Here is a 13,170-nt window from a genome sequence, read left to right as displayed (position 1 = left end):
CGCCGATCAGCCGCGTAAGCCGAAGGCGCGCAGTACGGTCAGGTCTGCGGTGCTGCCGTCCTTGTCGGTCACCTTCGACCTCAACCCGACGTACTTCGCTCCAGCGGGTGTCCTGACGATCGCCCTATAACTGTTCTTCCCGGCCGGTACGACGACCGCCCGTTGCCAGGTCCTGCCGTCGTCACCGGACACCTGCAACTCGACCTTCTTGGCGGCCGGCAGCGACACCCCGGCCTGCGTCTCGAGCTGGAACGGGATCACCAGCACCGGCCGGCGGGCCGTCGAGTTGGCGAGGTCGAGCGTCGGCCGGAACCGTACGGTCCGCAGCGGCAACTGCTGCACCTCGTCCCCCACCGTGGCCGGGAAGGTCCACACGTTCTCGGTCTCGGTGGAGAAGTCCGAGATCGACGGCCGGGTCGCCTTGCTGACCAGCTGGTACGTCGCCCGGCCGGCCGGCTGCGGACCCGCCTCGACGTACCCGAACTCCCCGGACTCCGCGAACTTCACACCGTTGCGATAGGCAACAGTCGAGGCGGTGTCGGTCGCCGAGAGTCCAGCTCTGCCAGGGGAGGAGTCGCCGTAGCCGCTGACCGAGACCACGAAGCCTCGCGTTGCGAGCAAGGCGCCGTCGTAAAGGCCGAAAGCCGGGGCGAATGGAGCACCGTTCCAGGTCTCGTCAGCAGTCCGGCCCCGCGTCCGGACGACGTCCTGGCCGATCTGGGTGGTGACCGGCTGACCGGTCCCGCTGGCGGGATACTCCTCGACCCAGTCGGCCCAGCGGACCGGGCCGGGGTCGACGAAGTTGACGACGGTGTTCCGTTGTCGCAACGGAAAGCCCATGCCCAGCAGCATTCCGGACAGGTTCCTGGTCCCACCGTAGTGGTACACCCAGCGCTCCAGGTCACTGTCCCTGGCCTGCCGGCGGTAGGTCGAGACCACCTTGACCAGGTCACGTTCGCGGACGGCCCGGTGGAAGCCGGTGAAGAAGCCGTGATGGCGTTCGTTCAGCGTCGAGTAGGTGTACGGCGAGTCATAGAACTCCCCGTCCGGCCCGGCCTCACCCCACTGGAAGACCAGGTGCGTCTCCAGTCGGGTACTGGCGGCTGTCCCGCCGAGCTGAGCGGTGAAGAGACGGCCGCGGACGTAGCTCGTGTTGGTGACGAAGCTCTGGTCGGTGCCGAGATAGTAGCCGAGGACCGTGCTGGACAGATCGGCGTCGGGCCGGTCAATCGTCGCGGAGACCAGCTTGGCCCGCCGCGCGTCGAAGTCCACGGTGAGGTCGCGGTCCAGCATGATGTCCGGCCGGACCAACTGATAGCTGTCCTCGCTGCCTTCGCTGCCTTCGACATCGATCGCCGCCTCCGCGGCATAGCGGCCCCGCGGTAACCGGTACTTCACGGTGCCGGCTTCGATGTAGATGGCCCCGCCGAACAAGTTGTCCAGACCGAGCAGGTACCCGGAGGCCTGGGTGGCGGGCTTGCCGTCCGGGCCGGTGTAGTTCAGCGTCAGCGTGTACGTCTCGACCTCTTTGTCGGCACCGATCGGGGTGACCACCTTCGTCTCCCCCGCGGTGGCGGTGACGCGACCGGAGTACCCGCCGTCCGGGCCGTCGTGGTTGGTGTTCGAGGTGAGCGTGACGGTCGCGGATCCGTTGCCAGGAACGGTGACCGTGGTCGCGCTGAGGCTGAGCGATCCGGCCGGTGCAGGATCACCCACCGCGTTGACGAAGCTGGTACTGAGCTGCAGGGTCAGCGGTTGGGTGCCCTGGTTGCGGTAGGTCAGCTGCTTCACCACCGGCTGGTCGTCGTTGTGCGGCCAAGCAGCGGTCCCGAACGAGACACCGGCCGGTTCCGTCGTCACGTCCTGATGGATCGCCCGGCTCAGGTCGACACGGCCGGCGCCTTGGTCGAAGGAGGTCTGCTGGTCGATCGGCTTGGCCGAAGCCATCAACGCCGCCTTGAGCCGGCCGGCCTTCCAGTCGGTGTGCTGCTGGGCCAGCAGGGCCGCCGCGCCGGCCACGTGCGGCGTGGCCATCGACGTACCGTCGAGGCGGACGTACTGCGTACCGACCGTCTCGCCGATGCTGGTGTTCTTGGCCTTCGCGGCGACGATGCTCACGCCGGGGGCGGTCACGTCGGGCTTGAGCGCACCGCCGTCGCGGCTCGGTCCGCGGCTGGAGAACTCGGCGATCCGGTCCTGCTTGTCGACCGCGCCGACGGTGAGCGCCGCCTCGGCGCTGCCGGGCGAGTCGATCGAGCCCGCACCCGGTCCGCTGTTGCCGGCCCCGATCACGAACAGGGTGCCGGTCTCGGCGGTCAGCCGGTTCACCGCTTCCTCGATCGGATCGATCTCCGGTGTGTTTTCGCCACCGATGCTCATGTTCACGATCTGCGCGCGCTGCTCGGTGGCGGCCCACTCCATCCCGGCCAGCATCGCGGATTCGCTGCAGCCGCGCCGCTCGCAGACCTTGCCGTCCAGCAGCGTCGCGTCCGGCGCGACCCCCTTGTACCGGCCGGCCGACGCCTTCGCGGTACCGGCAACGGTCGAGGCCACATGCGTGCCGTGCCCGACCAAGTCGTCGGCCACTTCCTCGGTGAAGTTCTTCGCCGCCCCGACCCGATCCGCCAGATCCGGATGCGTCGCGTCGATCCCGGTGTCGAGGACCGCGACCTTCACCCCCTTGCCGGTGTAGCCGGCCTGCCACGCGGCCGGGGCGCCGATCTGCGGGACGGACTCGTCCAGGGTCAGGTGGCGTTGGCCGTCCAGCCAGAGCTTCGCCGGGCCGAGCGCTGCCAGGAAGGCGGCGCCGTCGCTCTTGCCGACCTTCAGCGCGGTCCCGCGAATGGCCGGCAGCGCTTTGATGGAAGTTGCTTTAGGCAACGGAGTACGGGCGGTCCGGCCGGTGACCAGGAGCGGGGTGGCCTGGGTCCTGTCGTCGCCGTACCCGGCCTTGATCAGACCCGCGACGTCGAACAGCCGGCGGTCGAACCGGCCTGCGGCGAGTCCGCTCCGGACATCGGCGGGGATCACCAGCAGCTCGTCGCGATGGCGGGTGACGCTGATCTGGAGGCCCCGGCGGCCCTTACCCGGGGCGATCCCGACCTTGCCGCCGTGCACTGTCACCCGGTCCCCGGTGATCAGCGTGACGGTGCCCTCGATTCCCTCGCCCGGCAAGGTCACGGCTGGTGGTTCCACGGCGTGAGCCGCTCCCGCCGGAACTCCGGGCACTGCTGTCACCAGCAGTACCGCCAAGCCGAGTCGACCGAGTCTTCGCGCTACGTCACCAGTCCGTCGCATAACGAATATGCGAACCCGGACGGAGAGCGATCGCAACCCCTTTCAAGGGTGCTCGAATCGCTAGTTGGGGATGATCAGGCCCAGTAGCGCGATGGCCGAGCCGACGCCGACCAGCAGCACGATGTCGAACATCCGGCCGCGGACCCGCAGCAGACCGGCGGCGTTGTCGCTGAGCATGACCCGCAGCAAGGCCGCGAGCAGCACTCCGCCGGCGAAGATCAGGATGCCGTTGCGCCAGTCGTAGAAGGTGAGGGTGATCAGCCCCGCGACCGCCACCAGTCCGGACAGCGCCAGCGGCCACTCGCTGCGCCGCTCGGCCTCGCCGGCCATCAGTCGACTGCGACCGACAGGGCAGCCTCGGCCGCCTCGACGACATTGGTGAGCAGCATCGCGCGGGTCATCGGGCCGATCCCACCGGGCATCGGCGCGATCCAGCTGGCCACCTCGCGGGCGGCGTCCTCGACGTCGCCGACGATCTTGCCCTCGGCGTTGCGGCTGGTGCCGACGTCCAGCAGGACCGCGCCGGGCTTGACCATGTCGGCGGTGATCAGGCCGGCCGACCCGGCGGCGGCGATCACGATGTCACCGGTCTTCACGACGGCGGCCAGGTCCTTGGTGCCGGTGTGGCACTGGGTGACGGTGGCGTTCTCGGAGCGCCGGGTGAACAGCAGGCCCATCGGGCGACCCGCGGTGACGCCGCGGCCGACGACGACCACGTGCGCGCCGGCAATCGGTACGTCGTACCGGCGGAGGATCTCGACGCAGCCCTTCGGAGTACAGGGCAGTGGGCCGTCCTGGCCGAGCACCAGCTTGCCGAGGCTCATCGGGTGCAGCCCGTCGGCGTCCTTGACCGGGTCGATCAGGCCGAGGATCTCGTTGGTGTCGACGTGCTTGGGCAGCGGGAGCTGGACGATGAACCCGGTGCACTCCGGGTTCTCGTTCAGCTCGAGGACCTTGGCCGCGATCTCGTCCTGGGTCGCGGTGTCCGGCAGCTCGACCTGGATCGAGGAGATCCCGACCGCCGCGCAGTCGCGGTGCTTGCCGGCCACGTAGGCCCGGCTGCCCGGGTCCTCGCCGACCAGGATCGTGCCGAGCCCGGGCACGACGCCCTGCTCGGCCAGTTTGGCCACCCGGACCGCCAGCTCGCCCTTGATCGCCGCCGCGGTCGCTTTCCCGTCCAGAATCTGTGCCGTCACGACACCGGAGTCTGCCAGGCCCGGCGCGGCGGGCGTGAACTGGAGCACAATCCTGACCGATCGGTGGAAAACTGGCCGAACGGTCAGGCAGGATGAACGCATGGCCTCCACCACCCCTGTTCGCGAGCGCACCCGGCGCGAGATCCTGCAGCAGGCGATGGAGCTGTTCGGGAGCAAGGGCTACAACGCCACCTCGCTGCAGGACATCGCCACCGCCGCCGGCTGCTCCAAGGCGACCGTGCTCTACCACTTCAACGGCAAGACCGCCGTCCTGGCGGCCGTGCTCGGCCCGTCCCAGGTAGCGCTGACCGAACTGGTCGCCGAGGCCTCGGCGCTGCCCGCCGGCGAGGCGCAGCAGCTGGCGATCACCCGGTTCGTCGAGCTGGCGGTCAAGTACCGCGGCGTGATCAACGTGCTGCAGGACATGCTGATGACGATGGGCGAGATGCCCGAGTTCGACGGCCTGATCGCCGAGGGCATCCGGCTGACCGAGCTGCTGGCCGGGGGTACCGGCAACCGGCTCGAGCTGGATGTCGCGAAGTTCGCCATCAACGGCCTGCTGGGCGAGTGCCGGCACTCCGAGGAGCGCAGCGACTCCGAACTGCAGGATCTGTGCAACACCGCCCTGAGAAGACTGCTCCAGCCACCCGTCACCACCGAAACGGACGCTCTCTGATGGCCAATCTCCTGTACCGGCTCGGCCGGTTCTCCTACCAGCGGCGCCGGCTCGTCGCGGCGATCTGGGCCTTCGTCCTGATCGCGCTCGGCGTCGGCGCGCTGACGCTCGGCGGGTCGACCTCGAGCACCTTCTCGATCCCAGGGACCGAGTCGCAGCGAGCCCTGGACGCGCTGGCCAAGGACCTGCCGTCCGCCAGCGGCGCTTCGGCCTCGGTGGTGCTGAAGGCGCCGGACGGCAAGAAGCTGACCGACCCGGAGGTGAAGGCCGCGATCGGCGTGGCAGTGGCCAAGGTCGCCGAGGTGCCCGAGGTGGTCGCCGCGATCGATCCCTTCACCAGCAAGGCGATCAGCCCGGACGGCACCACCGGCCTGATCAGTGTCCAGTTCGACAAGGCCGCTGACGAGCTCTCGAAGGACAGCACCGAGGCGTACGACGGCCTGAAGTCACTCAGCAGCGGCGACCTGCAGGTCGTGCCGGGTGGTCAGGTGGTGGGTGGAGCCCCCGAGATCGGCTCGACCGAGGCGATCGGCGTCGCGGTCGCGGCCCTGGTCCTGGTCATCACCTTCGGCTCCCTGGTCGCAGCCGGGATGACGCTGCTCACCGCACTGCTCGGCGTCCTGGCCGGGATGGCCGGACTGTTCATCGTCACCTCGTTCACCGAGGTCTCGTCGACCGCGCCGATCCTGGCGCTGATGCTCGGCCTCGCGGTCGGGATCGACTACGCGTTGTTCATCAGCTCGCGGCACCGCACCCAACTGGCCGCCGGGATGGACGAAGAGGAGTCGGTGGCTCGCGCTACCGCGACGGCCGGCTCGGCGGTGATGTTCGCTGGGGCGACAGTGGTGATCGCGCTGGCCGGGTTGAGTGTGGTCGGCGTGCCGTTCCTGACCGCGATGGGTCTCGCCGCGGCGGCGACGGTGCTGACCGCAGTACTGGTTGCTTTGACTCTGTTGCCGGCGCTGCTCGGCTTCATCGGCCGGCGCGTGCTGCCGCGCAAGATCCGCAAGACGGCGGCTGCTCCGGCAGTTGAGGGCTTCGGCTTCCGGTGGGCCCGGTTCGTGACTCGCTTCCGCATCCCGATCGTTGCCGTCGGCATCATTGGGCTCGGCGTACTGGCGCTGCCGGTGCAGGACATGCGGCTCGCGTTGCCCGACGGCGCGACGGCGGCTGCTGGTACCAACCAGCGCGTCGCCTACGACTTGTCCGCGGCTGCTTTCGGTCCCGGCTCGAACGGTCCGCTGGTGGTCGTCGTGAAGAGCGACAACCCGGCGACCTCCAACACACTGGTCGAGCAGGTCACCGGCAAGGCCAAGGCGCTTGCGGACGTCATCGCAGTACAGCCTGGTCCGGCCAGCAAGGACGGCTCGACCCGGCTGGTCAGCGTAATCCCGAAGAGTGGGCCGGCCTCGCAGGAGACCGCCGACCTGGTCAAGAACCTGCGGACCGCGATCCATCCACTGGAGACCGGCGGCGCGACCGTCTCGGTCACCGGCAACACCGCCATCGGCGTGGACGTGTCGAACAAGCTGACCGCAGCCCTGCCGATCTATTTGCTGATTGTGATCGGGCTGTCGTTCCTGCTGTTGCTGCTGGCGTTCCGGTCGATCCTGGTGCCACTGAAGGCGACCCTCGGCTTCCTGCTGACGATCGGCGCGACCTTCGGCATCACTGTCGCGGTCTTCCAGAAGGGCTGGGGCGCGTCCCTGTTCGGGGTCGACGCTCCCGGGCCGCTGGTCAGCTTTCTGCCGATCATCATGATGGGCATCCTGTTCGGGCTGGCGATGGACTACGAGGTGTTCATCGTGTCCCGGGTCCGGGAGGAGTTCGTGCACGGCAAGGCCGCCACCGAGGCGACCATCCAGGGCGTCGGCCACGGCGCCCGGGTGGTGACGGCGGCCGCGCTGATCATGGCCGCGGTGTTCGCCGGCTTCATCCTGGTGCACGACCCGATCATCAAGACGATCGGCTTCGGGCTGACCATCGGCGTCCTGATCGACGCCTTCGTGGTCCGGATGGCGATCGTCCCGGCAGTGCTGTCGCTGCTCGGCGACCGCGCCTGGGCCTTCCCGAAGTGGCTCGACCGGATCACCCCGAAGGTCGACATCGAAGGCGACTCGCTGCGAGTCGGCCAGCCGAAGCAGAACGACGACAAGGAACTGGTCACCGTCGACTGACCAAGAGAGGCAAGGTCGGCCGAGCCCGCCGCGGCTCGGCGCTCGGCGCTCGGCCTTGCGCCTCCCCTCCCGCCTTCGCTTTCCACCGCGCTCGCGCCCCCGCAGGGGCGCGAGCGCGGTGTGCTTTCCGGCCGGAATTTCCCAGCACTTGCCGTGGTTCTGCTGGATAGTTTATTCTTGAACTACCTCGACCAAGGAGCCGAACATGCCCGCCGTCACCGTCAGCGACATCACCGTCCTGCCGCGCGTCCACCAGCCCGACCCGGCCGTCGCCAAGGAGCGGGCTGTCCGGTCGGTGACCACCGCCCCGACCGGCTACGAGGGCGAAGGCTTCCCGGTACGCCGTGCTTTCGCGGGCGTCGACATGAAGGACCTCGACCCGTTCATCCACATGGACCAGATGGGCGAGGTCGAGTACGCGCCGGGCGAGCCCAAGGGCACCCCGTGGCACCCGCACCGCGGCTTCGAGACCGTCACCTACATGCTCGACGGGATCATGGAGCACCAGGACTCCCAGGGTGGCGGCGGCATCATTTCCAACGGCGACACCCAGTGGATGACGGCCGGCAGCGGTCTACTGCACATCGAGACCCCGCCGGAGCACCTGGTGCTGAGCGGCGGACTCTTCCACGGCGTACAGCTCTGGGTGAACCTGCCCAAGGCACAGAAGTGGGCGGCACCGAAGTACCAGGACATCCGCGGTGGCGACTCGGCGCTGCTGTCGACCGCTGACGGCGGCGCGCTGATCCGGGTGATCGCCGGTTCGGTCGACGGCCACGAAGGCCCCGGCTCGACGAACACCCCGATCGCGCTCGTGCACGCGACGGTCAGCCCCGGCGCCGAGCTGGTACTGCCGTGGCAGCCCGACTACAACGCGCTCGTCTACGTGCTGGCCGGCCAGGGCACGGTCGGCGCCGACCGCCGGCCGATCCGCAAGGGTCAGCTCGCGCTGTTCGGCCCCGGCGACACGATCCGTACGTCGGCCGCACTGTCGCAGCCGTCGGCCGAGCCGAACCTCGACGTCCTGGTCCTCGGCGGCCGCCCGATCCGCGAGCCGATCGCGATGGCCGGCCCGTTCGTGATGAACACCCGCGAAGAGGTCGTCCAGGCGTTCGAGGACTTCCAGGCCGGCAAGCTGGGCACCATCCCGGCCGTGCACGGTCTCGGCACCGACCTGCGCGAGTCCAACTAAAACCTGGCAACTAGAGCCTGGCAACAGACAGCCCGGCCCGGCGCTGAGTGCGCCGGGCCGGGCTGTTCGTCGGTACTGCCGTGGTTATCGCAGGTTGCGGTGCAGAGCGGTGATCAGCTCACCGTTCGAGGTGTCGCCGTCGAGGGACCAGATCATCGCGCCGCCGAGGTTGCGCTTCGAGATGTACTGCGCCTTGCGCTTCATCTCGATCGGGTCGTCCCAGGTCCAGAAGGTGGTGCCGTCGAACAGCCAGGCATGCCCGGCCTTGGCGTCGCGGTGCACGGTGAAGGTGTTCGCCTTGGTCTTCAGGATCCGGTAGTCCTCGTAGCCGGCCTCGTACGTCGCCGGCGCCGGGCCGGTGGCCGGCTGGAAGAGACCGTTGTTCTGGTTCGTCACGCCGGTCCAGCCGCGGCTGTAGAACGGGACGCCCATCACCAGTTTGTTCTTCCCCGCGCCCCGCTTCAGGTAGTGGTCGATCGTCACCTGCGAGCTGAACTCGGCCTCGGCCGGGTCACCCTTCGGGCCGTCGATCGCGGACTGCTGGTTCGTCACCGGGTCCCACGCGCCGTGGTAGTCGTACCCTTGAGTGGTGGCGAAGGTCAGGTCCTTGAAGACCTTCTTCACCTCGAACCCGCGATCGATCTGGACCGGGTCGGCCGGCAGGAACGCGGTCAGGTTGTAGCGCCCGCTGAACGGCCAGGACGAGCGATCCAGCTGCTTGCGGTACTCGTGCACGAAGCCGGTGAAGTTCTCCCGGTCCTCGGGACGGATGACATTGCCCGGGTTGCCTTCGCTGGCCGGCCACTCCCAGTCCAGGTCGATGCCGTCGAAGACACCCTTCGCCGCACCGGCCGGGGCGCCCGGCAGGTTGCCCTTGATCCACATGTCCAGGCAGGACTTCACGCTCGCCGCCCGGTTGGCCGGCAGTGCCGCGTCGGAGAAGTACTTCGACCCGGTCCAGCCGCCGAGCGAGATGCTGATCCGCAGCTTCGGGAACTTCTGCTTCAGCTGCTTGAGCTGGTTCAGGTTCCCCGACAACGGCTGCCCGGCGACATCGGCCTTGCCGTTGACACTCTGCTCAGCGGTGAACGGCCGCTGGTAGTCGGCCCACGGGTCGCTGCTGATGCACTTGCCCTGCGCATCCAGGAAACCGAACGCGTAGTTCAGGTGAGTGAGCTTGGCGGCCGTACCGTTCTTCACCAGGTCACTGACCAGGAAGTTGCGGTCGTAACCGCTCCACTGGGTGTAGTAACCGACAACACGCTTCTGACTGTGAGCCTCGGCGGGCACAGCGGTCAGGCCCAACGGGACCACCACCGTAGCTGCGACCAGCAGCGCGAGACTCCGACGTTTCACCGACATGCTTCTCCCCAACGGGCGGATTTCAGGGACAGATGGGGTCACCATAGGTGCCGCCAAGTTATTTAGGCAACGTCTCTAACGAAAGCATTTTCCTCCGTCACCGGTCGGTAAGAGAGCGCTTTCTTTCCCCATCGAATGGAGCAAGTCAGCCGATCGACGACGCCCGCTGCCTCAGTTCGTACCGGCTGGCCAGCCGGCGGCCCCTGCGAGCAGGGTCCTCGAGTCGGCTGACCAGCAGCTCCACGGACAGCCGCGCGATCTCCTCGACCGAGGGCGAGACGCTGGTCAGCGGCGGGTTGCTGAACCTCGCCTCCTCGACATCGTCGAAGCCGACCACCGCCATTTCGGTCGGCACCCGTACTCCGAGCTCGGCCAACGCCGCCAGCGCGCCCAGAGCCAGCGAGTCATTCATCGCGAACAGCGCGTCCGGCCATTCGATGCCGGCCTCCAGGTCGCCACGCAGCATCTCGGCGACCACCCGCTGCCCCTCCCTGCGAGTCCAGTCAGCCCGCAGAATCCGCGGCGGACCGACAGCGATGCCTGCCTCGTCGAGGGCGGTTAGGTACCCCCGCAGGCGAAGCTCGCCGGAGCGGTTGGCCTCGGGCGTACCTAGCAAGGCGATCCGGCGGCAGCCCTGCTTCACGAGATGGTGGACAGCGGCGGCGGCGCCCTCCTCGTTCGGGATCGAGACCTGGTCGAAGGGGCCGGGGAGTTGCCGGTCGCCGATCAGCACCAGCGGATAGGACGCCCCCGCGGCGTACTTCGCATCTGTTCTGGTCAGCCCGACCGCACTCATCAGAGCGCCGTCGGTCAAGCTGCTCCGGCCACCACCGAGAACCAGCCGCTCACGCTCGCGGTCGCCGCCGGTCACCTCGACCATCACCGTCAGGTCATGCTCCTCGGCCCGCTGGACCACCGCCTCGGCCAGATCCGCGAAGTACCGCTCACGAAGGCTCGGAACGGCCAGCGCGATCACCCCGGTGCGCCCGAGACGCAAGCCACGCGCGGCATCACTGCGCCGGTACCCGAGCTCGTCGATCGCCGCCTGAACCTTCTCCCGCACCTCTGCCGAGACGTGCGTGTACCCGCTCACCACGTTCGACACCGTGCGCGGAGACACGCCGGCCAGCCGAGCCACGTCACTCTGCCGCACCGGCACCGATGCCACTCCCTCCACGCCCGACGGACCGTCTCGCACAGTCTCCCTCAGCCGGAGGGGACTTGCGTGCGGCGACCTGTCTGATGGGCTTGGATTATCGCGGTGGCGACCGTGAGGGCCCGGAGGCCCGCTCGGGCTGGGACTGGTGGCGGAGCACCTGATTGCAGGGCAGGCAGGAGCGCATCCAGGTGGGTGTCGAAGGTTTGCTCGAAGGAGCGGGAGCGGTCGTCGAAGTAGCTCGCCTCCCAGACCTCGCGGGTCGGTTCGCCGGCTGTCGAGAAGGTGTAGCGCTTGACGGTGTCTTCGATCAGCAGGCGGCCGCGGTGGCCGTTGACCTCGAGCAGGTGAGTGCCGGGGTAGGCGTACGACGAGTTGTAGCTGCCCAGCAGCGACCCGACCGCGCCGCCGGCGAAGCGGAGGGTGGCGACCACCGTCGGATGGTTGCCTTGGGCATCGGTCATGTCCGCGGTGACGGACTCGATCGGGCCGCCGAGGTGTTCGAGCAGGTCGATGCCGTGGCATTGGGTCTCGATCAGGTTGGCGTGCGGATGGTGATCGCTGCCGCCCTCGCCGCCGAACCGCCAGGTCAGGAACTCCAGCTCGCCCAGTCGTCCGGCCGCGAGATCATCGCGGGCCCGCAGCACCGGCACGGCGTACCGGTGGTTGAAGTTGATGGCGAAGAACAGGTCTCGCTCGGCTGCCTCGCGGATCAGCGTCTCACCCTCGGCGAGATCGAAGACCAGTGGTTTCTCTACCAGCAAAGGGATTCCGCGGGCGATCAGTTGCCGGGTCAGCAGGAAGTGCTCGGTGTTCGGGAGGCAGACGGAGACCAGGTCAGGCGTGGTTTCGTCGAGCATCCGGTCCAGGTCGTCGAAACCCTTGGTGTGCCAGTCGGTGGCTCGCGCCTCGGCCCGGCCCAGGTCGCGAGACCAGACACCTACCAACTCGGCCTTCGAATGCTGCGAGAACGCCCGAGCATGCTGCCGTCCCCAGCCACCCGCGCCAACTACCGCGACCCGAACGCGCTCACTCATCGTCGGCCTGCGTGATGAGGACCTTGCCGCTCTCGCCGGAGAAGAACGTCCGGAACGCCTCCTCGGTGTCCGCCAGGTCGAAGCGGTGTGAGATCACCTGACTCACCAAACCGAGATTCTCCTTCAGCAGCAGGTGATTCGCCGCCAGATCGTCGAACGGAAAGTACTCGCTCCCGATCACCGCGGCCTCGTTGGACACCAAATCCCGTGATACATCGAGCTCGAGACCTTGCCCATGCCCGACGCAGACCAGCACCCCGCGCCGCCCCAGTCGCCGTACTGCGCCCTGCCGGGCATCGGCGCGCCCACTCGCATCCACCGCGGCGTCGACCAGCGGAAGTTTGGGCACCTCGTCCACGGTCACCGGCAAACCACCGAGGCTCGCCGCATACGCCAGCCGCCACTCGGACAGGTCGCTGATGTAGACCGGGAAGTCGTCCCCGAAGCGCAGCCTGGCCATCAGCAGCACACCGAGCCCGACCGGCCCCGCGCCGGCGACGTACAGGTCCTCAATATCGGGGCGCAGCCGCAGAGCACGATCCAGCGCATGCGAACTCGTCCCCATCACGTCGAGCAACGCGGTCGCCTCGACGAACGGGATGCTCTCGTCGATCGGGAAGAAGACTCGCTCCTCGACCAGCTCGAACGGCCCGAGCCCACCCGCCTGGTTGAACCCCATGTCACCGCGCTTGTCGAGGCACACGTTCGTCGCGCCGAGCTGACAACTGCGGCACTCCCCGCAGTACACCATCAGATACACCACACCGCGGGTGCCGACAGCGGTCGTGGTCCCCGAACCCACGGCGATCACCTCGCCCGCCGTCTCGTGCCCCTGCACCACGCTCGCCCCCGCGAGGAACGCCCCGCGATCACTGCCACAGATCGCGTTGGCCCGAGCCCGCAGCAGCAGTTGACCAGGCCCTGGCTCCGGCGGCTCGACCTCTCGATGAGCCACCTGACCGTCACCGACCAGCATCGCGGCACTGAGCACCATGAGCCCTCCAACCAGGAGAAGAATTCGTGATTCGACTGTAGAGAAGGATTTGCCACGTGGCAAATCCCCGGCAATCCGGCATC

The 13,170-nt window shown here is 68.3% G+C and carries 10 protein-coding genes; 3 read left to right on the top strand and 7 right to left on the bottom strand.

Going from position 1 to position 13,170, the window contains the following annotated elements; translation table 11 throughout:
• Positions 1–6: 6 nt before the first annotated feature.
• The 3 genes from AB0P21_RS19490 to AB0P21_RS19480 all read right to left on the bottom strand — a co-directional run bounded on the left by AB0P21_RS19490 (position 7) and on the right by AB0P21_RS19480 (position 4,493).
• A complete protein-coding gene (locus tag AB0P21_RS19490) occupies positions 7–3,195 on the bottom strand; it encodes a S8 family serine peptidase (RefSeq protein ID WP_363698364.1) in 3,189 nt (1,062 codons plus the stop codon).
• 162 nt (positions 3,196–3,357) lie between these two features.
• Complete coding sequence (locus tag AB0P21_RS19485; protein WP_363698363.1) at positions 3,358–3,627, bottom strand: DUF3017 domain-containing protein; 270 nt, start codon at positions 3,625–3,627, stop codon at positions 3,358–3,360.
• Entirely contained in the window at positions 3,627–4,493 is an 867-nt protein-coding gene (locus AB0P21_RS19480; RefSeq protein ID WP_363698361.1) for a bifunctional methylenetetrahydrofolate dehydrogenase/methenyltetrahydrofolate cyclohydrolase, read from the bottom strand. The genes AB0P21_RS19485 and AB0P21_RS19480 overlap by 1 nt, the downstream gene beginning before the upstream one ends.
• Positions 4,494–4,593: 100 nt before the next feature.
• Between AB0P21_RS19480 and AB0P21_RS19475 the strand changes: the two genes are divergently transcribed.
• The 3 genes from AB0P21_RS19475 (at position 4,594) to AB0P21_RS19465 (ending at position 8,538) form a co-directional block, all read left to right on the top strand.
• Complete coding sequence (locus tag AB0P21_RS19475; protein WP_363698359.1) at positions 4,594–5,169, top strand: TetR/AcrR family transcriptional regulator; 576 nt, start codon at positions 4,594–4,596, stop codon at positions 5,167–5,169.
• Positions 5,169–7,346 carry an MMPL family transporter gene (locus tag AB0P21_RS19470; RefSeq protein WP_363698357.1) on the top strand — a complete coding sequence of 726 codons (2,178 nt, stop codon included), beginning with the start codon at positions 5,169–5,171 and terminating at the stop codon, positions 7,344–7,346. Before AB0P21_RS19475 ends, AB0P21_RS19470 begins: the two co-directional genes overlap by 1 nt.
• Positions 7,347–7,551: 205 nt before the next feature.
• A complete protein-coding gene (locus AB0P21_RS19465) occupies positions 7,552–8,538 on the top strand; it encodes a pirin family protein (RefSeq protein ID WP_363698355.1) in 987 nt (328 codons plus the stop codon).
• Positions 8,539–8,622: 84 nt separating this feature from the next.
• Here AB0P21_RS19465 and AB0P21_RS19460 read toward each other — a convergent pair whose 3' ends face one another.
• From AB0P21_RS19460 to AB0P21_RS19445, 4 genes are all read right to left on the bottom strand, one after another.
• Positions 8,623–9,900 carry a glycoside hydrolase family 18 protein gene (locus tag AB0P21_RS19460; protein ID WP_363698353.1) on the bottom strand — a complete coding sequence of 426 codons (1,278 nt, stop codon included), beginning with the start codon at positions 9,898–9,900 and terminating at the stop codon, positions 8,623–8,625.
• 145 nt (positions 9,901–10,045) lie between these two features.
• Complete coding sequence (locus AB0P21_RS19455) at positions 10,046–11,059, bottom strand: LacI family DNA-binding transcriptional regulator (protein ID WP_363698351.1); 1,014 nt, start codon at positions 11,057–11,059, stop codon at positions 10,046–10,048.
• A 47-nt stretch (positions 11,060–11,106) separates the two neighbouring features.
• The gene (locus AB0P21_RS19450) at positions 11,107–12,093 is read right to left on the bottom strand and encodes a Gfo/Idh/MocA family oxidoreductase (protein ID WP_363698349.1); all 987 of its coding nucleotides are present in this window, start codon (positions 12,091–12,093) and stop codon (positions 11,107–11,109) included.
• Complete coding sequence (locus tag AB0P21_RS19445; RefSeq protein WP_363698347.1) at positions 12,086–13,087, bottom strand: alcohol dehydrogenase catalytic domain-containing protein; 1,002 nt, start codon at positions 13,085–13,087, stop codon at positions 12,086–12,088. Before AB0P21_RS19445 ends, AB0P21_RS19450 begins: the two co-directional genes overlap by 8 nt.
• Between the last annotated feature and the right edge of the window lie 83 nt (positions 13,088–13,170).

The organism is Kribbella sp. NPDC056861 (assembly GCF_040687575.1).
Classification (GTDB): domain Bacteria; phylum Actinomycetota; class Actinomycetes; order Propionibacteriales; family Kribbellaceae; genus Kribbella.
Note: the sequence above shows the minus strand (reverse complement) of the source record. Positions and strands in the feature narration are given on the sequence as shown.

Coding starts and splice junctions, on each gene's coding strand:
- AB0P21_RS19485 (WP_363698363.1), bottom strand. CDS start 3,627: ATGGCCGGCGAGGCCGAGCGGCGCAGCGAGTGGCCGCTGGCGCTGTCC.
- AB0P21_RS19475 (WP_363698359.1), top strand. CDS start 4,594: ATGGCCTCCACCACCCCTGTTCGCGAGCGCACCCGGCGCGAGATCCTG.
- AB0P21_RS19470 (WP_363698357.1), top strand. CDS start 5,169: ATGGCCAATCTCCTGTACCGGCTCGGCCGGTTCTCCTACCAGCGGCGC.
- AB0P21_RS19465 (WP_363698355.1), top strand. CDS start 7,552: ATGCCCGCCGTCACCGTCAGCGACATCACCGTCCTGCCGCGCGTCCAC.
- AB0P21_RS19460 (WP_363698353.1), bottom strand. CDS start 9,900: ATGTCGGTGAAACGTCGGAGTCTCGCGCTGCTGGTCGCAGCTACGGTG.
- AB0P21_RS19450 (WP_363698349.1), bottom strand. CDS start 12,093: ATGAGTGAGCGCGTTCGGGTCGCGGTAGTTGGCGCGGGTGGCTGGGGA.
- AB0P21_RS19445 (WP_363698347.1), bottom strand. CDS start 13,087: ATGGTGCTCAGTGCCGCGATGCTGGTCGGTGACGGTCAGGTGGCTCAT.